Below are 23,434 nucleotides of genomic sequence, written 5' to 3' on the forward strand. Positions count from 1 at the left end.
GTCGTGGCCATAGGCTTCATGCAGGGTCGCGAGCGCTCTGGCGATCGCGGGGTCCTGCAATCCCCTCAGCCAACCTGGATTGTCCATGCTTTCCAGACCGGAGCGCAAGGCGCGCGTGACGATGGCCCCAGATAGGCGAGCCATGACCACGTCGCTGCCGGGACCTTCGTCGGTCGCTTCCACCAGCAAGGCCTCGACATAGCCACGCAGCCATTTGGGCAGACGGCCATTCGATCCCCGGATGTGAACGATGCGCGGCAGGCCGGCAAGTGCCGGATGGTCGGCGTCGCGAAAGGCGAAGGCGCCGCACAGGATGACGGTCTTTTCGCCTTCGCCGCCGCTGCGAATACGCCCGGCTGCGGTTTGGGTCGCCAGTTCGGCGGCGGGGACGTTCGCGCTTTTGAGCGCGCCGGGCGACCGCAGCACATGCGGATCGGCGCGCGGTGCAATGATCAGGTCGCCGGCATCGAGAGGCTCGACATCTTCCTCACCGAACACCGCCTCGCATCGCCCCTTGATGACGACGTGAATGCCGCGAAGCCCAGCCTGGCTGAACGAGATCGCCCAGGGCGCGGCCAGTTCGAGGCGCCGGTACCCGGCGGCTGCGAAGTGCAATTCGCGCATGAGGGTAGCCAGGAGGTCCACGCTTCGCTCCAGAAACAGACGATCGATAAATTAATCTAGACGCTGTCGAATAGCGCGCCGGCCTTACTGGACCTAGCTATGCCCGACAGGCCGCTTGTCGGCGATAACGAAACTCAGGAGTTATTCATGCCGCCAATCGAGCTTTTTGTCGCGCAGCTTTGTCCCTATGCGCACCGTGTCAGGCTCGCCCTTGCCAAGAAAGGCCTGCAGGCGACGGAAATCGAAATCGATCTGCGCAACAAGCCGGCGTGGTTCCTGAAACTCACGCCGACGGGAAAGGTGCCGCTGCTGCGCCATCAGGGGCAATATGTCAGGGAGTCGGCGATCATCTGCGAATATCTCGATGATGCATTCCCCGAACGGCCGATTTTCCCCAGGGATGCTCAGGCCCGCGCTGAGGCGCGCATCTGGATCAGCTTCGCCGACACGCAGCTTTACGCCCGGACGGCAACCATGATGCACAGTTCCGACGCTATGGTTCATAAGCGGATCAAGGCCCAGCTTGCCGACGATCTGCGCTTTGTGGAACAGCATGCCTTCGCCCTGCGAGGGGCGGACGAACAGTTTTTGCTGGGCTCGGAATTCAGCGCCGCCGACATCGCCTTCTATCCCTGGTTCGAACAGCTGTGCGTGCTTGAGAAATATCTGGGCTTCGTCATGCCGACCGAATGCGAGCGCCTGCTGCGGTGGCAGGAAACGGTTGCCGCCAGGGAGGCGGTGCGGACCTGCGCAAGGTCGCCCGGCTTCTACCTGGAATCCTATGGCCCGCTTCTCGCGGCCTGAGACGAGCGGGCAAACGGAAAAAAATTCCTCACTATGGTGCTGCAAGGTCAGTCATTTGCTTCTTGCGGCAGGCGCAAGCCTGTAAATATGCGGTATGAAACCCCGCCGCGAGAGGTGAGAGAAACATGCCCAATCCAACCGTCGTCGGGTTTTCCGGCAATTTCACTAGGCCGTCCAAGACGCGTGGTTTTGTCGACCAGGTTGTCAGGGATATTGCGCGCCAGCATGGCCTGTCGGCGAGCACCTATGACATCGAAGACCTCGGCCCGTCGCTCGGCGCTGCCAAATGGGCGCGCGATCTCGACGGCCGGGCCCGGGCAGTCTTCGACAGCGTCGTCAATGCCGATGTGCTGGTGGTGGGGTCACCGACCTACAAGGGCAGCTACACCGGCCTGTTCAAGCACTTCTTCGACCTCTTCGATCCCGCTTCCTTGCGCGGCAAGCCGGTGGTGCTGCTTGCCACCGGCGGTAACGATCGCCACGCGTTGATCGTCGAGCACCAGTTGCGGCCGCTGTTCGGCTTCTTCGAGGCGCTGACGCTGCCGACAGGAGTCTATGCCACGGACAAGGATTTTTCCGATGGCGTGCTGCGGGCAGAACCCATCCTGAAGCGCGTCGAGCAGGTCGTCGGCGAGGTCGGGCTGGTGCTGGCCAATCGCTCAGCTGCCGGCGTCGCGGCCGGATAGCACGCAGATTTTTACGTGATCCGCAAATCAATACCCCGCCGGCCAGGCCTGGCGGGGTATCGCCGTGCAAAGGTTCCCGCGCTTGCGGTCATCCTGAGCGACGATGACAACGCGGCTTGGCCAACTCCGAAATCCATTTCAGACGGATTTATCGCGATAACTAGTTCCTGTCCGCCGGCTTCGAACGCATCCTTGACACGGTCTCGCGCTCGGCGCGCTTGGAGCGCAGAGGCGGCAGGCCGCGGTCGATCAGGTCCATGTCTTCCAGAACCATGTCGCCCATGCGCTTGAAGGCGATGTCGAGCGCGCCGGCGCGGTGGGCGGAGCGCAGGAAGCCGGGGATCGCACGGACCGGATGGTCCGCCGCCAGCGGCTCTTCGGGGAAGACATCGCTGGCGGCAAGGATGTGACCACTCTTCACCGCCGCCATCAAGGCCGGAAAATCGACGACGCCGGCGCGGCTGAGCAGGATGAAGGCGGCGCCCTTGCGCATGCTGGCAAAAGCATCGGTGCCGAGAAAACCCTGGTTCTCCGAGGTCACCGAAGCGACGACGAAGACGAAATCGCTGGTCGACAGCACCTCGTCCAGCGAAGCCGGCTCGACGCCACTGTCGATCAGGATCGATGGCGGCAGCCAGGGATCGAAGACCTTGGTGCGGGTGCGAAAACCCGACAGCAGTCGGTTGAGCGCACGGCCGAGATCGCCGAAGCCGATGATGCCGACATCGGCGCCGGACAGAAGCCGCGCCGTCAAATTGCCGTCGCCGCCCCACAGCTCTTCGCCTTTGCGGAAGGCGAGGTCGGCATCGACGATGTTGCGGGCGAGGTTGAGCGCCATGGCGAGGCCAAGCTCGGCCACCGGCTCGGCGAAGACGAGGCCGGTGGTGACGACATGGATGCCGCGCGCAAACAGCGTCTCATAGGGCATGTTGTTGATGAGGTTGGTCTCGACATTGAAGACGCAACGCAGCGCCTGCATCCGGTCCAAGGTCTCGGGCGAGATCGGCGGCTGGCCGATAATATAGCGGGCTTCGGCAAGCACGTCGGCGGGCAAGTTCGCCACGCCCTCGGCCGTCGTCTCGACGACGCGGTAATGCGCTTTGAGGCGCGCCAGCTGCGGTGAGGTGAAGATCAGGTCGAGCGTGCGTGGTTCCGGCGCGCTGATGACCAGCGGCAGGGTCTTGTTTGGCATGACGATTCCTCCCCGGCGCGATCCGTATCGCGTATTTTGCTTTGCGCTTGTGGTAGTCCCCAAAACCGCTTGCCGCCGTCCGGCGGCATGTGCTTGAGGGGTAAAATACCCACGATTAAACGATTTACAACTCCGGGAGGGGCCGCCGATCGCGTGGCTCGAGCCTTGCCGGGTTTTGATGCGGGAATCCGTTGGCTCGCCAGGCAACGGCCCTGAGGGCTCCTTTCCTTCTCCCCTGTGAGAGAAGGTGGAGTCAAAACGGATAGTGCTGCCCCGGATCCTCGATGGTCAGCCAGCGCAGGTCGGTGAACTCGGCAATCGAGGCCTTGCCGCCGAAGCGGCCGTAGCCTGAACCCTTGACGCCGCCGAACGGCATTTGCGCCTCGTCGCCGACGGTCGGGCCATTGATGTGGCAGATACCGGCTTCGATGCGCGCGGCAACCGCCATGGCACGGCGGATGTCGCGGCTGAACACGGCTGAAGACAGGCCGTATTCGGTATCGTTGGCGACACATACCGCTTCGTCCTCGCCCTTGACGCGGACCACCGGCTTGACCGGGCCGAAGGATTCTTCCGAATAGACGCGCATCGCTGGCGTCACGTGGTCGAGCAATGTCGCCTCGACCACGGTTCCGGTGCGCTTGCCGCCGGCCACAAGCCTGGCGCCCTTGGCGACGGCGTCGGCAACCAGTTCTTCCATCTTGTCGGCGGCTTGGTCGCTGATCAGCGAACCGAGCACGACATGGCCGCGCGGGTCGCCGGCAGGCAGCTGCGCGGCGCGGGCGGCGAGCTTGGCGACGAATTCGTCGGCGACCTTTTCATCGACGACCAGACGCTCGGTCGACATGCAGATCTGGCCCTGATGCATGTAGGCGCCGAAGGTCGCGGCATTGACCGCGGCGTCGATGTCGGCATCGTCGAGCACGACCAGCGGCGCCTTGCCGCCGAGTTCGAGCAGCGCCGGCTTCAAGTGACGGCCGGCGAGTTCGGCAATGATCCTGCCGACCTTGGTCGAGCCGGTGAAGTTGACACGCCTTACGGCGGGGTGCGCGACCAGTGCCTCGACGATTGTCGCTGCGTCGTTGGGATGATTGGTGACGACATTGATGACGCCCTTGGGCAGGCCGGCCTCGACCAGCACCTGCCCGATCAGCCGGTGTGTGCCTGGGCACATTTCCGAAGCTTTCAGCACAACCGTGTTGCCGCAGGCGATCGGCATGGCGATGGCACGGGTTCCGAGGATGACCGGTGCATTCCACGGCGCGATGCCGAGGCAGACGCCGGCCGGCTGGCGGATCGCCATGGCCAGCGTGCCGGGCTTGTCGGAGGGAATGACCTCGCCCGAAATCTGCGTCGTCATGGCGGCTGCCTCGCGCAGCATTTTGGCGGCGAGCATGACGTTGAAGCCGGCCCAGGGGCCGGTCGCGCCGGTTTCTTCCATCATCAATTTGGTGAATTCGCCGACCTTGGAGTCCATGACATCGGCCGCCTTGGACAGCAAAGCGCGGCGCTCGCCCGGACCGGTCTTCGACCACGTCTTGAAAGCGGCAGCAGCGGCTTCGACCGCGGCATTGGCGTCGGCGATGCTGGCTGCGGCAGCGCGGGTCGCCAGCTTGCCGGTGAACGGGTCCATGCGCTCGTAAGAGGCTGAGCCGGAGGCATCCCTTTTATCGCCGTCGATCAGAAGTCCGATGTCCATTGTTCTCTCCCTCGCTCGCCGTCGAGCGTCTTTTCTACCTATTATCGACTACGATCTGATTCCGAACACCGGCTCCCACTTTTCGGGATCATGGTCTAGAAGCCGAGCACCTCGGCATTGATCGATGCTTCAAGCCCACCGTCAACCGGCACATTGGCGCCGTTGATCCAGCGTGCGCCGTCCGAGCACAGGAACAGCACGACAGGCGCGATGTCGCCCGATGTGCCGGCGCGGCCGACACGGGCGATGTCGCTATCGACGCGGGCGTCGCCCAGCACATTGCGGAACTGTTTGAGGATCGGCGTCTCGACCGGGCCGGGGCTCACTGCATTGACGCGGATGCCGCGGCTCCTGAACAGGTCCTGATGCGCGGCGCGCTGCGTCCACAACAGCAGCAGCTCCTTGGAAACGGAATAGCCTTCCTCGTTCTTCACCTGATGGTCGGCGACCACCTCCGCCACATCGGGAAAGCCTTCGATGCCGACCATCGATGCCGCGCGGTTGAGATTGGCGCGCCAGCCATAGCCGGCGATCGAGGCGACGTTGACCACGGCGCCGCCTTCACGAAGTCTGGGTGCGAGGCCTTCCGAGAGCGCGCGCAGGCCATAGAAGTTGACGGCCAGTGTCGACACCGCACCGGTGTTGCCGGGGAGGCCGGCGACATTGCAGAGCGCATCGATGCGCTGCGGCAGGCGCCCGAGGAGATCGTCGACGCCGGCCTTGAACGAGATGTCGGCCTTGACGAAGAAGCCGACCGGTGCGGCAGGTTCACGCACGTCGACGCCGATCACGTCAGCGCCCAGTTGGCCGGCAAGTTCGGCCGTGCGAGCGCCGATACCAGAGGCGACACCGGTGATGAGGATGGTCTTGCCGAACAGCATGGTCACGCCTTTTCTGGATGCGTTGCGGCCTGTTGCGGCGAGGGCGCCGCGTCGCCATCTGCGGCGTTTGGCGGGAGCCTGACGCGATAGCCGACCGGCAGCAGGCGCAGGCCAAAGCGCTCCTCCAGCGTTCCCCACAGGCCGCGCGGCAGGAAGAGCGAGAACAGCACCGCCGTGGCGCCGAGGCCGATCAGATACCAGACGCCGGTGCCGCCGAACCAGGTCTCGATGAGGAAGAACAGCAGCGCACCCAGAATGGCGCCCTCGAAGGTGCCGATGCCGCCGACCAGCACCATGAAGATCATGTAGGCGGTCCACTGGACGTTGAAGTAGGTTTTCGGCTGGAAGGTGATCGACGTGGCCAACCACAGCGCGCCGGCCATGCCGATGCCGAAGGCGGCGAGCACGAAGAGCAGCCGCTTGGTGCCGGTGACGCGCACGCCGACCGATGCCGCGGCCTCCTCATTGTCCCTGATGGCGCGGATGGCAGCGCCCGTGCTGCCACGCAGCAGGCTAAACAGGGTGGCGAGCAGCGCCGTCATCGCGGCCAGCGCCAGCCAGTAGATCGTCGCCCGCCTGGAACCGGCGTCATAGACGTTGAGCGAGATCAGCGACGTCCCGGTCTCGCCTTGCACCAGCCGGTCGAGATTGACCAGGAGATGGGTGAGCGCCGCGATCACCCACATGCCGATGGCGAACTCGCCGTTCCTGAGCCGCAGCATGAACAGCGACATCGGCCAGGAGATCGCGCCGACAATGATCGCCGAGACAAACAGAGAAGCGAACGGGTTGAGGCCGGCATCGGCCAGGCGGATGGTGAAATAGGCGCCGAGGCCGAAGAACACTTGCTGTCCCACCGAAACCAGCCCGCCGAAGCCGGCCAGCGCGTTCCACATCGCCGCCAGGATCACATAGATGAACAAGGCGGTCATGCGGTCGACGGCGCCGGCCGACAGGAAATGCGGCGCAACAGCGAGCAGCGCGATGATGACGACGACCGCGATCGCCGAGATGCGCGAGGCGGAGGTGCCGCGCTCGATGACGGGGGCGTTTAAAACCGCGCTCATGATGCTTTCCTCGCGGGCAGGCGCAGCAGGCCGCGCAGGCCGAGGCCGGAGGTGGAGAGCCGGATGAACAGCACGATCAGGAAGGCGACATGGCCGCCGATCAGAAAACCTTGCGGATGGATCTGCGCGCCGAGGGTCTGGGCGAGCGCCAGCATGATGCCGCCGACCAGCGTGCCCCATAGCGAACCGGCGCCGCCGATCACCGCCGCCTCGAAAGCGAACAGCAATTGAGGTGCGCCGGTATAGGGATCGAAGGTGGCGCGCATGGCGAGGAAGGCGCCGGCCAGCCCAACGGTGACCATGGCGATGGCGGCGGCGAGGGCATTGGCGCGGCGCGCATCGACGCCGACGAGACCGGCCGTGTCGGGATCTTCCGACGTGGCGCGGATCGAGCGGCCAAGCCTGGTGCGGGTGAGGAACAGCTGCAGTCCGCCAAGCAATATGACGGCGGCGGCGAACATGATCACGGCAAGCTTGCCGACATAGATGCTGCCCGGCCATTCCCAGGAATCGTAGGAGAGGCTGCCGATATAGGGCGCCAGCGAACGTGTGTCGGCGCCGAACTGCTCGAACAGCGCATTGTCGATGACGATGGCGAGGCCGAACGTGGTCAGGATCGGCAGGAGCGCGCCGCCGCGGGCGCTGCGCTCGAGCAGGAAGCGCTGCAGCGCCCAGCCGATGGCCGCCATCAGCGGCAGCACGATGAGCAGGCCGACGAAGGGCGAGATATGGAATTGCGAGGCGAGCCACCACAGCGCGTAGGCGGAAAACACGGCCAGGCTGCCATGCGCGAGGTTGATTATGCGCATCACCGAAAACATGAAGGAGAGGCCGCAGGCGATCAGCGCGTAGTAGCCGCCGAGCAGGATGCCCTGGACGATCTGGTTGCTCATGCCGGCACACTCCCGGCGCTTTTCCTGTGCAGGCCGAAATAGGCTTTCGTCACTTCATCGCGGGACATGCCCTTGCTCGGGCCTTCCAGCGCGACGCGTCCTTCGAGCATGCAGATGACCTTGTCCGAGACCGAGAGCGCGCGATTGAGGTCCTGTTCGACCAGGATGATCGTCGTGCCGGAGCTGATCAGGCCTTGCAGCGAAGCGTATACGCGGTCGACCACCAGCGGCGACAGGCCGAGCGAGACCTCGTCGAGCAGCAGCAGTTCGGGATTGCTCATCAAAGCGCGGCCGATGGCGGTGGCCTGCTGCTCGCCACCGGAGAGATGCCCGGTCTTGGCATGGCGGCGCGGCTTCAGATTGGGGAACGTGTCGAGCACTCGTTCCACGCTCCAGTCGCCGGGACGGCCGGCGGTCTTGCCAAGCAGGAGGTTCTCCTCGACCGTCATCTGCACGAACAGTTTTCGCCCTTCCGGCACCAGCGCGACGCCCATGCCGACGCGCTTGTGCGAGGGAACGCCGGTGATATCGGCGCCATTCAGCAGCACGCGGCCGGCCGTCGGCTCATGGGCGCCGGCGATCGCCCGCAGCAGCGTCGTCTTGCCGGCGCCGTTGGCGCCGACCAGCGCCAGCGTTTCGCCGCGCTCGATCGTAAAGCTCACACCGCGCACCGCCTGCAACAGGCCATGGCGGACGACCAGATTCTCGATTGCGAGCAGGCTCATTTCGGGCCTCCGCCGAGATAGGCGCGCACGACTTCCGGGTCGGCCATCACCGCTTGCGGCTCGCCATCGGCGATGATCTTGCCGGCGTCCATACAGATCAGCCGCTCTGCCACCTGCAGCAGGATGTGGACGATGTGCTCGATCCAGACGATGCCGATCTTGCGGCGGCGCAATTCCTTGATGGTATCGACAAGTTCGCTCGCCTCGCCATCGGTCAGTCCGCCGCCGATCTCGTCGAGCAGAAGCAGCGTAGGCCTTGCCGCGAGCGCGCGGGCAAGTTCCAGCCGCTTGCGGTCGAGCAGGCCGAGCGTTTCGGCGCGCCGGTTGGCCACGCCCATCATGCCGCACAGTTTCAGCGACTCCAGCGCCTCTTCATAGGCCTCGTCGCGGGCGAGACCGGCGCCATGCGACGCGGCAACAAAAACGTTCTCGAACGTGGTCATGCCGCTGAACGGCTTGGGCACCTGGTGCGTGCGCACCAGGCCGAGACGACAGCGCGCTGTAGCCGGCATCGCGGTCACATCGCCACCCTTGAAGGCGACCGTGCCGGCGCTCGGCGGGAAGGCGCCTGATAAGATGCTGAGCAGCGTCGTCTTGCCGGCGCCGTTCGGGCCGACGATGCCGACGGCCTCATCGGCATTCATGGCGAAGTCGACATCGTCGAGCACCACCAGCGCGCCGAAGCGTTTCTGGATGCCGGCAGCGCGGAGGATCGCGGCGTTTGCTGAACCGTTCACGATGCGATCCCCGTAGCCGTCCGTCAGCCGTTATACGGCTGGAGCTTGGCCTCGACCGGAACCTTCGGGTCGGTGGCGTTCTCGGTCACGACGTAGTCGAGCGGGAATTTGCCGCCTTCCTTGGCCGCCACCCATTGGGTGCCGATGATCGGGCCGGGAGAGACATTGGCGACCGGGCCGCTGGTGAAGTCGACCTTGCCGATCATGGTCTCGGTGTTGAGCGTGCTCAGCGCCTTGGCGACGGCCGCCTTGTCCTTGGCGTCGGTGCTTGCCTTCAGCGCCTCGAAGCCGGCGTCGAACAGCGACATCGAGGCGCCGAGCTGCTGCGTCCATTGCTTGCCGCTGGCGGCCTCATAACCGTCGGCCAGTTCGATTCCCGAAACGCCGGTCAGCGGCGACTTGTAGGGAAAGGCCTTGTGCCAGTAAGCGGCGCTCGAAATCTTGTTGCCGAGATCGCCCAGCGCCTCGATGTCGGACGGGAACAATCCGGTCTTGGCGACCTGGCAGATCTTGATCTGCTTGATCAGGCCTTGCTGTGCAGCCTGACGCCAGAAGGCGGCGAAGTCCGGCGGGATCGGGAAGGAGTTGAAGATCTCGACGCCTTCCTGCTTGAACAGCGCGATCTGCGAGGAATAGTCGGTGGTGCCGGTCTCGTAGGCGCCGGGATCGACGATGGTGAAACCCTGCTTTGCCAGCAACGGCGCCAGATGGGTGCGGATGGCATTGCCGTCTGCGTCGTTGGGATACATGACGCCGACCTTCTTGTTGGTCTCGATCAGGTTCCATTGCGAGATGTAGGTCCGGAAGAACTCGTCGACGCCGAAGCCGAAATGATAGGTCCATTTGAACGGCGAGGGTTCGCCGGGCTTGGCGCCGCGGCCGAAATACCAGGCCTCCCACGGCATGACGGTGGAGAGGCAAGGCACGCCGGCGGCTTCGCAGGCGTCGGCGACCGGGTTGATCACCTCCGGCGTCGACACCGCCAGCATCAGGTCGACGGCCTGGTTGTTGATGAGGTCCTTGGCGAGCTGGCCGGCGCGCGACGGGTCGGATTGCGTGTCCTGGTCGATGATCTCGACACTGTATTTCTTGCCGCCGATGTCGAGGCCGTTGGCGAGCGCCTTGCGGGCGAGATCGAGCACATAGCCGTCGGTCTGGCCGAAGCCGGCGAGCGGCCCGGTGCGCGGGCTGACAAAGCCGACCTTCAGCGTGTCGGCGGCCTGCGCGAATGCCTGGCCGCGGCTGAGCGCAAGTGCCGCGCCGCCGGCGAGCGATGTGGCGATGAACTGGCGCCGCGAGACGCCGGATTTGCTTGAGGTCATGCTGGTATTCCTCCCTTTCCTGACGGCACCTGGAGGTCACCGCCGGCCTGCTCAAAATCGATGCCGCCCGTTCTTAAGATCGGAGATCGCCCCGGCAGGCCTTGAGGCGGCAGCGGAACGCCGCCAATGCCGATAACGGCACGATTTCGATCCTCCCATCGTCACAGTGCCCTAGGTGTTTGGTTTGGTAAAATGATATTTTGCGGTGTTTCGTTAACCAACAGGTTATGGAAATACGGTTGAAGGCCCGCTCTGCGCCAGATTGGCGAAAGGTGCTCAGGCGTTCTGGCTGGCCGCCTCGCGAATGGTCTGCAGCAGGATGGTGAAGGCCGGCGAAGGCGCAGTGTCGGTCCGCATCGTCAGGCCGACCGGCCCTTTGGTTTCCTCGGTGTTGACGGGCAAGGCGACGAAGGCGCCGCTGGAGAGTTCGTTGGCGACGACGCCTGTCGATATGATCCAGACCGCATTGCTTTGGCGCAGGAAGGCACGGCCGAAGGAATCCGAGACGGTCTCGATCTCGGTCGCAGGCGCCGTCATGCCGTTGGTGATGAACAGGCGGTCGACGAAGGGGCGGATGACCGACTCCCGCGTCGGCATCAGCACCGGGAATTCATCGAGCCGGGCGAAGATGTCCTGGCCCGGCTGCAGCAGCGGATGGCCGGCCCTCACCACGAACAGCACCGGTTCGGAATAGAGATGCTCGAAGAAGAAGCCGGTCATGTTTTCCGGCGCCGCAAGCCGGCCGACGACGAGATCGAGCGCACCGACGCGCAACTGTTCCAGCAGGACCGCGTTCTCGCCGGTGACGATCTTGATCGCAGCACCGGTATTTTCACTCAGGAACAGGCTTATGGCGCGTGGCATCACCTTGGCCGACACTGTCGGGAGCGCGCCGATGCGGATCGGATGCCGGTTGATGGCGCCGTCCTGGCGGACGGAATCGACGCCGCGCTTCAGTGCCGTGATCGCCGTGCCGGCATGGCCGAGAAAGATTTCGCCAAGCCGTGTCACCCTGATGCCGCGGCCGTCGCGTTCGACGACAGCGATGCCAAGCGCCTCCTCCAATTCGCGCAACGTCTTGGTCACGGCCGGTGGGCTGACATGGAGAAAGTCGGCCGCCCTCGCCACGCTGCCTTGCCGCGCTACCTCAAGGAATGCCCGCAGGTGACGGAACCTTATGCGGCTTTCGGACATGTTCTCATAACCTAGCAGTTAATGAAACGGCGTAAAATATCATTTTACCAAACCAAATGCCTTGTGCAATGTGAACACGGAGGATCGAAATCGTGCCATTCGTCAACATTGGCGGCATCACGCTGCACCATGGCCATATCAAGGCGAAGGGAAATGCGCGGCCGATCGTGTTCATCAATTCGCTGGGCACCGACTTCCGCGTCTGGGACGAGGTGTTGTCCGAACTGGGTGGCGAAATGCCTGTGTTGGTCTACGACAAGCGCGGCCATGGCCTGTCCGACATTGGTGGCGTCAGCTCGATCGACGAGCATGTCGATGATCTGTCGGGCCTGATCGATCATTTCGAACTGAACAATGCGGTGCTGTGCGGCCTGTCGGTGGGCGGCCTGATTGCGCAAGGGTTTTATGCCCGGCGCCCCGAAATCGTCGACGGCCTCATCCTGTGCGACACCGCCCACAAGATCGGCACGGCCGACAGCTGGAACACCCGCATCGAAACGGTCGAAAGCAAAGGCATCCAGGCCATCGCCGATGCCGTGCTCAAAATGTGGTTTACGCCTGCCTTCCACGCGGACCGTGTCGCCGAGCTCGACGGCTACTGGAACATGATGACCCGGCAAGCCGTCGCCGGCTATGTCGGCACCTGCGCCGCGGTGCGCGATGCCGATTTTACCGAGGCTGCGCAGGCGATCGCGGTGCCCACGCTTTGCGTCGTTGGCGACCAGGACGGCTCGACGCCGCCGGATCTCGTCCGCTGGCTGGCCGATCTGATCCCAGGCGCACATTTCGAAATCATTCGTGACGCCGCGCACATCCCTTGCGTCGAACAGCCCGAGGCGCTGACCACCCTGATCCGCGATTTCGTCGCGGCGCTTCCCCTGAGAAAGCAGACCCATGGATGAACTGCCCAAAAACGAAACCAGATACCGAACCGGGCTGACCGTCAGGCGCTCGGTGCTCGGCGACCCTCATGTCGATCGCAGCGAGGATGCCGTCACCGATTTCGACCGGCCGTTCCAGGAGCTAATCACCGAGGCAGCCTGGGGCACTGTGTGGGCGCGTCCGGGCTTCAGCAGGCGCGAACGCTCGATCGTGACGCTGGCACTGCTGGCCGCCCTTGGCCATGATGAAGAGGTCGCCATGCATGTGCGCGCCACTGCCAACACCGGTGCGTCGCGCGACGATATCTGCGAAGCGTTCCTGCATGTCGCGATCTATGCCGGCGTGCCGGCCGCCAACCGCGCCTTCAGGATCGCCAAGGAGGTGTTTTCGGAAATGGACGGAAGCAGGGCTGGCCATGCCAGTTGATGCCGGCTCGAACCGCAGGCCCGAGAGCGGAGCCTTCTTCCAGCGCGACCGCGGCTGGCATCCGCCGGCGCTGACGCCCGACTACAAGACGTCGGTGCTGCGCTCGCCGCAAAAGGCGCTGCTGGCCTTCGACAACACGGCGTCGGAAATCACCGGTCCGGTGTTCGGCCACGCCATGCTCGGCGAACTCGACAATGACCTGACCCACAACTTCGCCAAGCCCGGCGAGAGCGCAATCGGCGAGCGTATCATCGTCTATGGCCGCGTGCTCGACGAGCGCGGCCAGGGCGTCTCCGGCGCGCTGCTCGAATTCTGGCAGGCCAATTCAGGCGGCCGTTACCGCCACAAGAAGGACGGCTATCTCGCGCCGCTCGATCCGAATTTCGGCGGCTGCGGCCGCACCATCACCGATGCCGATGGCGGCTATGCCTTTCGCACGGTGAAGCCCGGTCCCTATCCCTGGCCGAACGGGCCCAATGACTGGCGGCCATCGCACATCCATTTCTCGGTGTTCGGCCACGGCTTCGCACAGCGGCTGATCACGCAGATGTATTTCGAGGGCGACCCGCTGATCTGGCGATGCCCGATCGTGCGCGGCATCCGCGACAAGGCGGCGATCGAGACGCTGGTCGCCGCGCTCGATATGCAGGCGACAATCCCCTTCGACGCGCGCGCCTACAAGTTCGACATCGTGCTGCGCGGACGCCGTGCCGCGCTGTTCGAAAACCGGCCGGAGGGCAATTGATGGCGCAATCGCTGACCCGGCTGAAGGAGAGCCCGTCGCAGACCGCGGGGCCCTACGTGCATATCGGGCTGACGCCGAATTTCGGTGGTATCGGCGGCGTCTTCCCGACAGACCTGGGCGCCACGATGCTCAACGACAACGCCAAGGGCGACCGCGTTGGTTTGCGCATTCGCGTGCTCGACGGCACCGGCACGCCGCTCAGGGATGCCTTGATCGAAATCTGGCAAGCGGATGCCAATGGCTTCTACAATTCGCCGGCCGAATTGCGCGGCGATGCCGATCCGGATTTTCAGGGCTGGGGCCGTCAGCCGACCGACATGGAAACCGGCCTGTGCAGTTTTCAGACGATCAAGCCGGGACGCGTGCCGTATGGCGACGGCCGGCTGATGGCGCCGCATATCAGCCTGTGGATCGTCGCCCGCGGCATCAATATCGGCCTCCACACGCGGCTCTATTTCTCCGACGAGGCCAAGGCCAATGCCGAGGATCCGATCCTGGCCCGCATCGAGCACAAGGTGCGCGTGCCGACGCTGATCGCCGAGCGGCAAGGCGACAACTATATTTTCGACGTCCATCTCCAAGGGGAGAAGGAAACGGTCTTCTTCGACAGCTGACGGTCAGGAAACCAATGACATGACCGTATCGCCCTTCGACCATCCGCTGCTCTCCGGCCTGCTCGGCGACGAGGAGGCGGCTCGGCATTTTTCGGTGGATGCGGAAATCGCCGCCATGCTCGATTTCGAGCGCGCGCTGGCGCAAGCGGAAGCCGAAAGCGGGACTATCGGCACGGATGCCGCCGCGGCGATTGTACCTGTCCTGTTGTCATACAAGCCGGACACCGCGCGGCTGCGGGCCGGTGTGGCGAAGGATGGCGTGATCGTGCCCGAACTGGTGCGCCAGTTGAAGGCAGCGGTCGGGGCGCCGCACGACGCCGGCGTGCATTTCGGCGCAACCAGCCAGGACGTCATCGACACTGGCCTGGTGCTTCGGCTGCGCCGGCTCATTGAACATCTCGACCTGCTGCTGACTGAAAACATTCTGCGGCTGGTGGGGCTGGAAGAACGTTTTGGCAGCCGTGCATTGACAGCGATGACGCGCATGCAGCCGGCGATCCCAATTCAGGCGTCGGACCGCGTGGCGGTGTGGCGCACGCCGCTGCAACGGCATCAGCAGAGACTGTCGGAGCAATCCAAGCGTCTGCTCGTGGTGCAGTTTGGCGGCGCCGCCGGCACGCTGGAGAAGCTGGGCGACAAAGGACCTGCCGTGCGCGCGGCCCTTGCCGCAAAGCTCGGCCTTGGCGACGCGCCGCAATGGCACAGCCAGCGGGATGCGCTGGCCGAATTCGCCGGGCTGCTATCGCTCATCACCGGCAGCCTCGGCAAGTTCGGCCAGGACATTGCGCTGATGGCTCAAGATAGAACCGACATCAAGCTGTCCGGCGGCGGCGGCTCGTCGGCCATGCCGCACAAGCAGAACCCGGTGAAGGCGGAAGTGCTGGTGACGCTGGCGCGCTTCAACGCCACCCAGCTTTCCGGCATGCATCAGGCGCTGGTGCATGAGCAGGAGCGCTCCGGTGCTGCCTGGACGCTGGAATGGCTGCTCTTGCCGCAGATGGCGGTTGCGACCGCGGCTGCGCTACGGCTCGCCGCCGAACTCGCCGGACAGATCGAAAGCCTGGGACACTGATGCGCACCCGGATTGTCATTGTCGGCTCCGGACCGTCCGGGCTGCTGCTTGGCCAGCTTCTCGGCACCATTGGCGTCGAGACGGTGATCCTCGAACGTTCGAGCCGGGAGCATGTGCTTGGCCGGGTGCGGGCAGGGGTGCTCGAACAAGGCACCGTCGAGTTGCTCGAAGAGGCGGGCGCAGCTGCAAGGCTGCATGCCGAGGGCCTGCTGCATGCCGGCATCTCGCTTGCCTTCGGCGGCGGCCTGCACCGGCTCGACCTCACGGCACTGACTGGGGGAAAGCATGTCACCGTCTATGGCCAGACCGAAGTGACGCACGATCTGATGGACAAGCGCGAGGCGGCCGGGCTGACCACCGTCTATGAGGCGGCCAACGTCGCGCTGCATGGTTTCGATGGCGAAGCGCCTTACGTCACCTATAGCAAGGACGGCGTCGGCCATCGCATCGACTGCGACTTCATCGCCGGCTGCGATGGCTATCACGGCGTCAGCCGCAAATCGGTGCCTGAGCGGGCGCTGAAAACCTTCGAGCGGACCTATCCCTTCGGCTGGCTCGGCGTGCTGGCCGAAGTGCCGCCGGCCGATCACGAACTGGTCTACGCCAACCATGAGCGGGGCTTTGCGCTGTGCTCGATGCGCTCGACACATCGCAGCCGCTACTATGTGCAGGTTCCGGTTGATGAGAGCGTCGAGGCCTGGAGCGACGACCGCTTCTGGGATGAGTTGCGCCGTCGCCTGCCCGAGCAGACTGCCGCCGCCGTTGTTACCGGGCCGTCCTTCGAAAAGTCGATCGCGCCGCTGCGCTCCTTCGTTGCCGAGCCGATGCGCTTCGGCCGGCTGTTCCTGGTCGGCGACGCCGCCCATATCGTGCCCCCGACCGGCGCCAAAGGGCTCAACCTCGCTGCCAGCGACGTGCGCTATCTCTTTGCCGGACTTCGCGAATTCTATCTGGACAAATCGCAGGCCGGGCTTGACGCCTATTCAGCCAAAGCGCTGGCTCGGGTGTGGAAGGCGGTGCGCTTCTCCTGGTGGATGACGACGATGCTGCACCGCTTTCCCGATACGGGCGAGTTCGGCCAGCGCATCCAGGAAGCCGAGCTCGACTATCTCGTGCATTCGCAGGCGGCGTCGACCGCGCTGGCGGAGAACTATGTCGGTTTGCCCTATTAAGGGCAGTGCGATCTCAAACCCGTTCGAGCGCCACTGCGATGCCCTGGCCGACGCCGATGCACATGGTGGCGAGCGCATAGCGGGCGCCGCGCTCGCGAAGCTCCAGCGCAGCCGTGCCTGCAATGCGCGCGCCCGACATGCCCAAGGGATGACCAAGCGCGATGGCGCCGCCATTGGGGTTGACGTGCTCCGCATCCTCGGCGATGCCGAGTTGGCGGAGCACGGCGATGCCTTGGGAGGCGAAGGCTTCGTTGAGTTCGATGACATCGAATTGGTGCGGTGTCAGGCCGAGGCGAGCGCAGAGCTTTTGTGTCGCCGGAGCAGGGCCGATGCCCATGATGCGCGGCGCCACGCCGGCGGCAGCGCCGCCGAGGATGCGGGCGATCGGCGTCAGGCCGTGTTTTTTCACAGCCGCTTCGGAGGCGATGATCAGCGCCGCCGCGCCATCGTTGACGCCCGATGCGTTGCCGGCGGTGACCGTGCCGTCTTGCCGGAACGGCGTCGGCAATTTGGCCAGCGACTCGACCGTGGTGCCGGCGCGGGGATGCTCATCCTTCGATACGATAGTCGCATCGCCCTTTTTCTGCGGGACCGTCACCGGGGTAATCTCCTTCGCCAGCCGGCCATTGGCCTGTGCCGCGACGGCCTTGTCCTGGCTGCGCACGGCAAAGGCGTCCTGGTCGGCGCGCGACACTGAAAAATCCTCGGCGACGTTCTCGCCGGTCTCCGGCATGGAATCGACGCCATATTGTTTCTTCATCAGCGGGTTGATGAAACGCCAGCCGATGGTGGTGTCATGGATCTCGGCATGGCGTGAAAAGGCGGTCTCGGCCTTGGGCATGACGAAGGGCGCGCGGCTCATCGATTCGACGCCGCCGGCGATCATCAACTCGGCTTCGCCCGCCTTGATGGCGCGGGCGGCAATGGTGAGCGCGTCCATGCCGGACCCGCAGAGGCGATTGACGGTCGAGCCTGAAATTTCCTTCGGCAGTCCGGCCAGGAGCAGCGACATGCGGGCTACATTGCGGTTGTCCTCGCCGGCCTGATTGGCGCAGCCATAGACGACGTCGTCGACAGCCTGCCAGTCGATGCCGGCATTGCGCTCGACCAGCGCCTTCAGCGGGATGGCGCCAAGATCGTCGGCCCGCACCGACGACAGCGAGCCGCCGAAACGGCCGATCGGGGTGCGGATGTAATCGCAGATGAATGCCTCGGTCATGTCATGCGGCCTTTTCTTTTCCGCTTCCCTCATGCGCCGCCTTGGTGCGGGCCTGCAGGTCACGCAATGTCGTCAGCTCGAGTTCCGTCGGCGCCGGCGTTTCGTCAAGCGCCTCGGCGAACTTTACGATCCAGCCGCAGCTGTCCTGCACCTGCTGCCGCGTCACGCCGGGATGCAGCGACACCACGGTGAATTCCTTGCTCATCGGGTCGGGCTTCCAGATGGCGAGGTCGGTGATCAGCAGCGTCGGTCCAGCGGTCTCGATGCCGAGGCGCTGGCGATGGTCGCCGCCATTGCCATGGCCGAAGGAGGTGAAGAAGTCGATCTTCTCGACCATGCCGCGCTTGGACTGCGCCATGGTGATGTAGATCTCCTTCGACGAGGTGGCGATCTCCGGCGCGCCGCCGCCGCCGGGCAGGCGGGTCTTGGGATGCGCATAGTCGCCGATGATGGTGGTGTTGATGTTGCCGAACTTGTCGAGCTGGGCGGCACCGAGGAAACCGATCGAAATGCGACCGCCCTGCAGCCAGTAGCGAAACATCTCCGGCACCGAGACGGTCGTGACGGCGGTGTCGCAAAGTTCGCCGTCACCGATCGACAGCGGCAAAACATCGGGCGCGGTGCCGATGGTGCCGCTTTCATAGATCAGCGTGATGTCGGGCGCATGCGTCAGTCGCGCGACGTTGCAGGCGGCCGACGGCGCGCCAATGCCGACGAAGCAGACATCGTCGTTTTTCAGGGCTCGGCTGGCGGCAATCGTCATCATCTCATTGGGAGTAAAGCCGCTCATGCCGCGCTCCTCAGATGCTTTACGCGGCCGGCGAAATCGTCCGCCGTGCGCTCAAGGACATTGGCCTGCATCCAGGTCTGGAATTTTTCACGGTCGGCGGCGATGTCGTCCCATTCGAGATAGGCGGCGTTGTCCCTGGCATAGTAGCCGTGCGTGTAGGAGGGATGCGAACCGCCTGATACCACCGAGATCGCAGCGATGGTCCAGCGCGGCAGCACGGTGAGGTTGGGATGCAGGTCGTCGAAATTGTCGACGACTTCCTCTACCGTCACCACGGCGCGCTTGGCCGCGAGCACCGCTTCCTTCTGGATGCCGATAATGCCTTCGACCAGCACATTGCCTTTTTTGTCGGCCTTCTGAGCGTGGATGAAGGTCACGTCCGGTCGGATGGAAGGAACGGCGGCAAGCACCTCGCCGGTGAACGGGCAGGTGACCGAGCGGATGTTGGGATTGACTGCCGCCAGCCCGGCGCCGCGATAGCCGCGGAACACCGCGCAAGGCAGGCCGGCAGCTCCCGCCTCGTAGGCGTTGGCCATGCCGGCATGGCTGTGCTCCTCGATCTCGATCGACCGGGGGAAGCCGTTCTCGATGGCGTCGCGGGCGCGGCGCAGCAGGCCGACGCCGGGATTGCCGACATAGGAGAAGATGATCTTCTTGGCCATGCCCATGCCGATCATCTGGTCGTAGATCAGGTCGGGGGTCATGCGGATGAGCGTCAGGTCGCGAAAGCCCTGGCGGATGGCCTCATGCGCCGCCGCCGTCGGGATCAGATGGGTGAAGCCTTCGAAGGCGACCGTATCGCCATCATGCAGGTTCTCAGCCACGGCCTGTTTGAGCGGCAGGAAATTGACCATCGCCAAGAACTCCGAAGTTCAAAAAGTTCGTATTGCGAACATTTGTTTTGTATGAGATATTTTTACATCGCGCCGCCGAGACGAGTCAAGGCGGCGCATTGTCTTGCGGAGGCCGCATGGAGGACGAGGCAACGACACGCGACCATGTCGGCTCGCTGGAGCGCGGCCTTGCAGTCATGGAGATACTGGCCCGGCATCCGGCCGGGATGACGCTGACCGAAATGGCGGAGGAGGCGGGGCTGACCCGCGCCGGCGCGCGTCGCTTCCTGCTGACGCTAACCGCGACCGGCTATGCCACGCAATCCGGCCGGCAGTTTTCGCTATCGCCGCGCCTGCTCACCATCGTGCGCTCCTGGCTCGGCGGCGCCTCGCTGTGGACATTCGCCGCACCCATCATGCGCGACGTGGCCGCCCAGTTCGACGAGGCCTGTAACGCGGCGGTGCTGTCGGGCGAGGAAGTCGTCTATGTCGCGCGCATTCCTGGCCGCCGCATTCTCAGCGTTTCGCTCGATGTCGGCACCAGGCTGCCGGCGCATTGCACCTCGATGGGGCGCGTCCTGCTTGCGGGGCTGGGCGCGGATGAGCTGAAGGCCTTGCTTGCAGAGGCGAGGATCGAACGGCGCACGCCGAAGACGATCACCAGCCGCGCCGCGCTGGCCAAGGCCATCGACGCAGCGAGGGCGGATGGCTTTGCCGTCGTCGATGAAGAGCTGGAACTTGGCCTGCGCTCGATAGCGGTGCCGATCTATGACCGCGCCGGCAAGACCGTGGCGGCGATCAACGTCTCGACGCAGTCGGCGCGGTTCTCCGTCGAGGCGATGGAGCGGGATATCCTGCCAGCGCTGCGGACGGCCAAGCAACGGATTGAGGAATTTTTCTTCGTGTGAGCGCAAGGCTAATCGCCTGAGGGAAGCGCTGCCCCCGCTCTGTCTCGGAGACGGGACGCCCTGCGCGGTTAGCGTCGCCATGCGAACAAACGATGCCCGGGGCACCTGAGCACAACGCATATGCGTGAATCCAAATATATCGTTGACGTCGCCCTTCAACTCCAATATCGAACAGGACTATACAGGTTTACTGAACAGGTACCCATATGAAGCGGCGCGCGGTTCAACTTTCGCCCGGCACGGGCAAGCCCGAGCAGATCGCCACCGTTCTCGAACATGAGATCCGCTCCGGCGTGCTTGGCTTCGGCGACCGCCTGCAAAGCGAGAACGAACTCGTCCAGCGCTTTTCCGTCAGCCGCAACACGGTCCGCAAGGGCCTCGAGGAGTTGTCCAGCCGCGGGCTGATCACCACCAAGGTCGGCATCGGCTCCTTCGTCACTTTCGACGGCAAGCCGGTCGATGACAGCATTGGCTGGTCGCGGGCGCTGGCCAATGCCGGCGCCAATGCCGAGACGCGGACGCTGCGGCTTGAAGTGATCGAGGATGCCGATCTTGCCGCGCTGCTTGGCATCGAAAGCCCGTTCTTCATCGCCGTCGACCGGGTGCGCACCAATGCCAGCGACGGCCATGCGATCTCCATCGAACGCAGCCGCCTGCCGCTGTCGCCCGAACTGGAGGACGTGCCGCTGCGCGGTCTGCGCGAAGGCTCGCTGCACCAGACGCTGCGCGGCGCCGGCCTCATCCCAGACCATGGCGAGGAATGGGTCGGCATCGAGATGCTGAATGCCGAAGACGCCGCCATTCTCGGCTGCCCGCAAGGCACGCCGTTCCTGCGCGGACGCCGGCTGACGCGTGCGGCCGACGACCGGCCGATCGAATATGTAACCAGCCTGCTCAACCCGGCGCATTTCGCGCTGCATATGAGGTTTTGAGCGATGCCGGACAGAACCAACGACACGCTCGATCGCGCCATGGGCGCGCTTGTCGGTGGGGCGCTCGGTGATGCGCTGGGCATGCCGACGCAGCTTCTGTCGCCGGCGCGGATCGCCGAGCTATACGGCCATGTCGAGGATTTCGTGGCGCCGTTTGCCGATCATCCGGTGTCGAAGGGGCTCGTTGCCGGCACCATCACCGACGATACCGAACAGGCGCTGCTGCTTGGTCGCATTCTGGTCCAGTCCGGCGACCGCTTCGATCATGCGCGCTGGGTGAACGCACTGCTCGACTGGGAGCGCGAGGTCAAGGCGCGCGGCAGCTATGACCTGCTGGGACCATCGACCAAGCGCGCCATCGACGCCATCAATGACGGCGTGCCGGCGGAAGAGGCGGGAAGCCGGGGCGACACCAATGGCGCGGCCATGCGCATCGCGCCGGTCGGCATCATGATGCCGCTGGAACCGCTCGACGCTTTCGTCGCCAAGGTGGCCGAAACTTGCCGTGCCACGCACAACACCTCGATCGCCATCGCTTCGGCCGCAGCAGTTGCCGCCGCCGCCAGCCACGGCGTCGCCGGTGGCGACTGGCGTGCCGCTTCCGACAGCGCGGTAGCAGCCGCGCGGCGAGGCGCCCGGCTCGGACATTGGGTGACTGGTGGCGATATCGCCGCGCGTATCGCCTGGGCGCAGGAGCTCGTGCGCGGCAAGACCATGCGGGATGCGATCGGGCTCATCACCGATCTCGTCGGCACCGGTGTGGCCAGCCAGGAGTCCGTGCCGGCAGCTTTCGCCGTGCTTGAAGTCGCGCAGGGCGATCCCTGGCAAGCGGCAATCATCAGCGCCAATCTCGGCGGCGACACCGACACGATCGGCGCGATTGCCTCAGGCATGGCCGGCGCCTGCGTCGGCTTTTCGCAACTGCCGCAACAACACATTGCCGGGCTCGTCGGCATAGATATGGGGGAGGTGCGCTCGCTTGCCGAAGACCTCGTCGCGGCGCGCACGGCAAAGGCCAGCAAGGATGCCGCGGCATGAGTGGGCGTCTGGTCCATATCGGCAGCGCCGTCGTCGACTATGTCTACCGCATCGACGCCTTGCCGGCGCCGGGCTGCGAGAAGACCGCGTCGAGCTTTGCGCAGGTCGCCGGCGGCGGCTTCAACATGATGGTCGCGGCCAGCCGCACCGGCATGACGGTGGTGTTCGGCGGCCAGCTCGGCAGCGGACCGAATGGCGATTTTTTGCGCGCCGCCTTTGCGGCCGAAGGCATCATAACGCTGACGTCGCCATCGCCGGTCATGGACAGCGGCAATTGCGTCGCCATGATCTCCGGGGATGCCGAGCGCACCTTCGTGTCGTGGCCCGGTGCGGAGAGCATTCTCAGCCTCGAGATGATGAGGCCCGTGGTGGTCGCGCCTGATGATTGGGTGTTCACGTCGGGCTATACGCTTAGCTATTCCGGCAGCCGCGACGCGCTGACCGACTGGATCGAGGCGCTGCCAGAAAACATTCCCTTCGTTTTCGATCCAACGCCGGTCATCGCGGATATCCCACGTCCCATCCTGTCGCGGGTGCTTGCCCGTACGACATGGCTGAGCTGCAACATGACGGAAGCGGTCGAGATCGCTGGGCAAGGCGATGTCGAGGCACTCGCCGCCCGGCTGCTCGCCGACCACTGCCCAAAGGCCGAAGGCGTCGTTATCCGCGCCGGCGCCAAGGGCTGTTTCGTGAGGTTGGTCAATGGCGAGACGCAGACCATTGCCGGCTTCAAGGTCGATGCCATCGACACCAATGGCGCCGGCGACACCCATATCGGCGGTTTCGTCAGTGCACTCTCGCGCGGCGTGCATCCCTTCGAGGCGGCGCGCTATGCCAATGCGGCGGCAGCACTTTCCGTCACCCGCCATGGCGGCTCATCGGCGCCGACCGACAGCGAGATCCAGACTTTCCTGAGCCAGGCCGCCACGGGCGAGCCGGGCCAGAACCAGAAGGCCCATCAGACAGCCTGACCCGCCAA

25 protein-coding genes are annotated in these 23,434 nt (G+C 64.7%); 12 read left to right on the forward strand and 13 right to left on the reverse strand.

Translation table 11 applies throughout. The features are described 5' to 3' along the window. The coding region (locus NKI61_RS08880; RefSeq protein ID WP_352839202.1) for a cupin domain-containing protein at positions 1-645 on the reverse strand (645 nt) is incomplete at its 3' end. Positions 646-771: 126 nt separating this feature from the next. Between NKI61_RS08880 and NKI61_RS08885 the strand changes: the two genes are divergently transcribed. Both NKI61_RS08885 and msuE read left to right on the forward strand, forming a co-directional pair. Beyond that, the gene (locus NKI61_RS08885; protein WP_352839203.1) at positions 772-1,428 is read left to right on the forward strand and encodes a glutathione S-transferase family protein; all 657 of its coding nucleotides are present in this window, start codon (positions 772-774) and stop codon (positions 1,426-1,428) included. A gap of 125 nt (positions 1,429-1,553) precedes the next feature. After that, positions 1,554-2,114, forward strand: a complete 561-nt coding sequence (gene msuE / locus NKI61_RS08890; RefSeq protein ID WP_352839204.1) for an FMN reductase — start codon at positions 1,554-1,556, stop codon at positions 2,112-2,114. A gap of 160 nt (positions 2,115-2,274) precedes the next feature. On the opposite strand, the gene NKI61_RS08895 is transcribed toward msuE, so the two are convergent. From NKI61_RS08895 to pcaQ, 9 genes are all read right to left on the reverse strand, one after another. Beyond that, a complete protein-coding gene (locus NKI61_RS08895) occupies positions 2,275-3,306 on the reverse strand; it encodes a hydroxyacid dehydrogenase (RefSeq protein ID WP_023712123.1) in 1,032 nt (343 codons plus the stop codon). Between the two features lie 253 nt (positions 3,307-3,559). Beyond that, positions 3,560-5,005 carry an aldehyde dehydrogenase gene (locus tag NKI61_RS08900; protein WP_352839205.1) on the reverse strand — a complete coding sequence of 482 codons (1,446 nt, stop codon included), beginning with the start codon at positions 5,003-5,005 and terminating at the stop codon, positions 3,560-3,562. Between the two features lie 95 nt (positions 5,006-5,100). Continuing rightward, positions 5,101-5,886: a coniferyl-alcohol dehydrogenase gene (locus NKI61_RS08905; RefSeq protein ID WP_031199494.1), complete on the reverse strand. Its 786-nt coding sequence runs from the start codon at positions 5,884-5,886 to the stop codon at positions 5,101-5,103. Positions 5,887-5,888: 2 nt separating this feature from the next. Next, positions 5,889-6,953: a branched-chain amino acid ABC transporter permease gene (locus NKI61_RS08910; RefSeq protein WP_352839206.1), complete on the reverse strand. Its 1,065-nt coding sequence runs from the start codon at positions 6,951-6,953 to the stop codon at positions 5,889-5,891. Next, positions 6,950-7,846 carry a branched-chain amino acid ABC transporter permease gene (locus tag NKI61_RS08915; protein ID WP_023712119.1) on the reverse strand — a complete coding sequence of 299 codons (897 nt, stop codon included), beginning with the start codon at positions 7,844-7,846 and terminating at the stop codon, positions 6,950-6,952. Before NKI61_RS08915 ends, NKI61_RS08910 begins: the two co-directional genes overlap by 4 nt. Then, positions 7,843-8,571, reverse strand: coding sequence for an ABC transporter ATP-binding protein (locus NKI61_RS08920; RefSeq protein WP_023685278.1), 729 nt, complete (start codon positions 8,569-8,571; stop codon positions 7,843-7,845). Before NKI61_RS08920 ends, NKI61_RS08915 begins: the two co-directional genes overlap by 4 nt. Further along, the gene (locus tag NKI61_RS08925; protein WP_023691339.1) at positions 8,568-9,308 is read right to left on the reverse strand and encodes an ABC transporter ATP-binding protein; all 741 of its coding nucleotides are present in this window, start codon (positions 9,306-9,308) and stop codon (positions 8,568-8,570) included. Before NKI61_RS08925 ends, NKI61_RS08920 begins: the two co-directional genes overlap by 4 nt. Before the next feature lie 23 nt (positions 9,309-9,331). Continuing rightward, positions 9,332-10,630 (reverse strand): ABC transporter substrate-binding protein, encoded by a 1,299-nt coding sequence (locus NKI61_RS08930; RefSeq protein ID WP_352839207.1) that lies wholly within the window; start codon positions 10,628-10,630, stop codon positions 9,332-9,334. A 276-nt stretch (positions 10,631-10,906) separates the two neighbouring features. Continuing rightward, a complete protein-coding gene (pcaQ, locus tag NKI61_RS08935) occupies positions 10,907-11,824 on the reverse strand; it encodes a pca operon transcription factor PcaQ (RefSeq protein ID WP_352839208.1) in 918 nt (305 codons plus the stop codon). Positions 11,825-11,916: 92 nt separating this feature from the next. On the opposite strand from pcaQ, the gene pcaD reads away from it, so the two are divergent. From pcaD to pobA, 6 genes are read left to right on the forward strand one after another with little or no spacing between them, the layout of a single operon-like run. Continuing rightward, on the forward strand, positions 11,917-12,726 hold the full coding sequence (gene pcaD / locus NKI61_RS08940; protein WP_352839209.1) for a 3-oxoadipate enol-lactonase: 810 nt from the start codon (positions 11,917-11,919) through the stop codon (positions 12,724-12,726). Beyond that, on the forward strand, positions 12,719-13,132 hold the full coding sequence (gene pcaC / locus NKI61_RS08945) for a 4-carboxymuconolactone decarboxylase (RefSeq protein WP_023668153.1): 414 nt from the start codon (positions 12,719-12,721) through the stop codon (positions 13,130-13,132). The genes pcaD and pcaC overlap by 8 nt, the downstream gene beginning before the upstream one ends. Next, positions 13,122-13,877 carry a protocatechuate 3,4-dioxygenase subunit beta gene (gene pcaH, locus NKI61_RS08950; RefSeq protein WP_352839210.1) on the forward strand — a complete coding sequence of 252 codons (756 nt, stop codon included), beginning with the start codon at positions 13,122-13,124 and terminating at the stop codon, positions 13,875-13,877. The genes pcaC and pcaH overlap by 11 nt, the downstream gene beginning before the upstream one ends. Continuing rightward, positions 13,877-14,491, forward strand: coding sequence for a protocatechuate 3,4-dioxygenase subunit alpha (pcaG, locus tag NKI61_RS08955; RefSeq protein WP_352839211.1), 615 nt, complete (start codon positions 13,877-13,879; stop codon positions 14,489-14,491). The genes pcaH and pcaG overlap by 1 nt, the downstream gene beginning before the upstream one ends. A gap of 19 nt (positions 14,492-14,510) precedes the next feature. Then, on the forward strand, positions 14,511-15,563 hold the full coding sequence (locus tag NKI61_RS08960; RefSeq protein ID WP_023685270.1) for a 3-carboxy-cis,cis-muconate cycloisomerase: 1,053 nt from the start codon (positions 14,511-14,513) through the stop codon (positions 15,561-15,563). Next, a complete protein-coding gene (gene pobA, locus NKI61_RS08965) occupies positions 15,563-16,735 on the forward strand; it encodes a 4-hydroxybenzoate 3-monooxygenase (RefSeq protein WP_023685269.1) in 1,173 nt (390 codons plus the stop codon). The genes NKI61_RS08960 and pobA overlap by 1 nt, the downstream gene beginning before the upstream one ends. Before the next feature lie 13 nt (positions 16,736-16,748). Here the strand turns inward: pobA and pcaF are convergent, their stop codons facing one another. From pcaF to NKI61_RS08980, 3 genes are read right to left on the reverse strand one after another with little or no spacing between them, the layout of a single operon-like run. Beyond that, entirely contained in the window at positions 16,749-17,954 is a 1,206-nt protein-coding gene (pcaF, locus tag NKI61_RS08970; protein ID WP_023687925.1) for a 3-oxoadipyl-CoA thiolase, read from the reverse strand. Between the two features lies 1 nt (position 17,955). After that, entirely contained in the window at positions 17,956-18,744 is a 789-nt protein-coding gene (locus tag NKI61_RS08975) for a CoA-transferase subunit beta (RefSeq protein ID WP_023685267.1), read from the reverse strand. Next, complete coding sequence (locus tag NKI61_RS08980) at positions 18,741-19,598, reverse strand: CoA transferase subunit A (RefSeq protein WP_023685266.1); 858 nt, start codon at positions 19,596-19,598, stop codon at positions 18,741-18,743. Before NKI61_RS08980 ends, NKI61_RS08975 begins: the two co-directional genes overlap by 4 nt. Before the next feature lie 116 nt (positions 19,599-19,714). On the opposite strand from NKI61_RS08980, the gene NKI61_RS08985 reads away from it, so the two are divergent. From NKI61_RS08985 to NKI61_RS09000, 4 genes are all read left to right on the forward strand, one after another. Then, positions 19,715-20,485, forward strand: a complete 771-nt coding sequence (locus NKI61_RS08985) for an IclR family transcriptional regulator domain-containing protein (protein ID WP_023714833.1) — start codon at positions 19,715-19,717, stop codon at positions 20,483-20,485. Between the two features lie 206 nt (positions 20,486-20,691). After that, positions 20,692-21,417 carry a GntR family transcriptional regulator gene (locus tag NKI61_RS08990; protein WP_023687928.1) on the forward strand — a complete coding sequence of 242 codons (726 nt, stop codon included), beginning with the start codon at positions 20,692-20,694 and terminating at the stop codon, positions 21,415-21,417. Positions 21,418-21,420: 3 nt separating this feature from the next. Then, positions 21,421-22,455: an ADP-ribosylglycohydrolase family protein gene (locus NKI61_RS08995; RefSeq protein ID WP_023696232.1), complete on the forward strand. Its 1,035-nt coding sequence runs from the start codon at positions 21,421-21,423 to the stop codon at positions 22,453-22,455. Then, positions 22,452-23,426, forward strand: coding sequence for a PfkB family carbohydrate kinase (locus tag NKI61_RS09000; protein ID WP_023733150.1), 975 nt, complete (start codon positions 22,452-22,454; stop codon positions 23,424-23,426). Before NKI61_RS08995 ends, NKI61_RS09000 begins: the two co-directional genes overlap by 4 nt. Positions 23,427-23,434 lie beyond the last annotated feature (8 nt).

Origin of the sequence: Mesorhizobium sp. M0514, from assembly GCF_040321145.1 — a bacterium.
Classification (GTDB): Bacteria; Pseudomonadota; Alphaproteobacteria; order Rhizobiales; family Rhizobiaceae; genus Mesorhizobium.

Excerpts from the sequence above, each read along its gene's own strand:
- NKI61_RS08895 (WP_023712123.1), bottom strand. The coding sequence starts at position 3,306 with ATGCCAAACAAGACCCTGCCGCTGGTCATCAGCGCGCCGGAACCACGC.
- NKI61_RS08900 (WP_352839205.1), bottom strand. The coding sequence starts at position 5,005 with ATGGACATCGGACTTCTGATCGACGGCGATAAAAGGGATGCCTCCGGC.
- NKI61_RS09000 (WP_023733150.1), top strand. The coding sequence starts at position 22,452 with ATGAGTGGGCGTCTGGTCCATATCGGCAGCGCCGTCGTCGACTATGTC.
- NKI61_RS08885 (WP_352839203.1), top strand. The coding sequence starts at position 772 with ATGCCGCCAATCGAGCTTTTTGTCGCGCAGCTTTGTCCCTATGCGCAC.
- NKI61_RS08930 (WP_352839207.1), bottom strand. The coding sequence starts at position 10,630 with ATGACCTCAAGCAAATCCGGCGTCTCGCGGCGCCAGTTCATCGCCACA.
- pcaH (WP_352839210.1), top strand. The coding sequence starts at position 13,122 with ATGCCAGTTGATGCCGGCTCGAACCGCAGGCCCGAGAGCGGAGCCTTC.
- pcaQ (WP_352839208.1), bottom strand. The coding sequence starts at position 11,824 with ATGTCCGAAAGCCGCATAAGGTTCCGTCACCTGCGGGCATTCCTTGAG.
- NKI61_RS08975 (WP_023685267.1), bottom strand. The coding sequence starts at position 18,744 with ATGAGCGGCTTTACTCCCAATGAGATGATGACGATTGCCGCCAGCCGA.
- NKI61_RS08985 (WP_023714833.1), top strand. The coding sequence starts at position 19,715 with ATGGAGGACGAGGCAACGACACGCGACCATGTCGGCTCGCTGGAGCGC.
- NKI61_RS08960 (WP_023685270.1), top strand. The coding sequence starts at position 14,511 with ATGACCGTATCGCCCTTCGACCATCCGCTGCTCTCCGGCCTGCTCGGC.
- pcaG (WP_352839211.1), top strand. The coding sequence starts at position 13,877 with ATGGCGCAATCGCTGACCCGGCTGAAGGAGAGCCCGTCGCAGACCGCG.
- NKI61_RS08980 (WP_023685266.1), bottom strand. The coding sequence starts at position 19,598 with ATGGTCAATTTCCTGCCGCTCAAACAGGCCGTGGCTGAGAACCTGCAT.
- NKI61_RS08995 (WP_023696232.1), top strand. The coding sequence starts at position 21,421 with ATGCCGGACAGAACCAACGACACGCTCGATCGCGCCATGGGCGCGCTT.
- pobA (WP_023685269.1), top strand. The coding sequence starts at position 15,563 with ATGCGCACCCGGATTGTCATTGTCGGCTCCGGACCGTCCGGGCTGCTG.
- NKI61_RS08920 (WP_023685278.1), bottom strand. The coding sequence starts at position 8,571 with ATGAGCCTGCTCGCAATCGAGAATCTGGTCGTCCGCCATGGCCTGTTG.
- NKI61_RS08910 (WP_352839206.1), bottom strand. The coding sequence starts at position 6,953 with ATGAGCGCGGTTTTAAACGCCCCCGTCATCGAGCGCGGCACCTCCGCC.
- pcaF (WP_023687925.1), bottom strand. The coding sequence starts at position 17,954 with ATGACCGAGGCATTCATCTGCGATTACATCCGCACCCCGATCGGCCGT.
- NKI61_RS08990 (WP_023687928.1), top strand. The coding sequence starts at position 20,692 with ATGAAGCGGCGCGCGGTTCAACTTTCGCCCGGCACGGGCAAGCCCGAG.
- NKI61_RS08905 (WP_031199494.1), bottom strand. The coding sequence starts at position 5,886 with ATGCTGTTCGGCAAGACCATCCTCATCACCGGTGTCGCCTCTGGTATC.
- NKI61_RS08915 (WP_023712119.1), bottom strand. The coding sequence starts at position 7,846 with ATGAGCAACCAGATCGTCCAGGGCATCCTGCTCGGCGGCTACTACGCG.
- pcaC (WP_023668153.1), top strand. The coding sequence starts at position 12,719 with ATGGATGAACTGCCCAAAAACGAAACCAGATACCGAACCGGGCTGACC.
- msuE (WP_352839204.1), top strand. The coding sequence starts at position 1,554 with ATGCCCAATCCAACCGTCGTCGGGTTTTCCGGCAATTTCACTAGGCCG.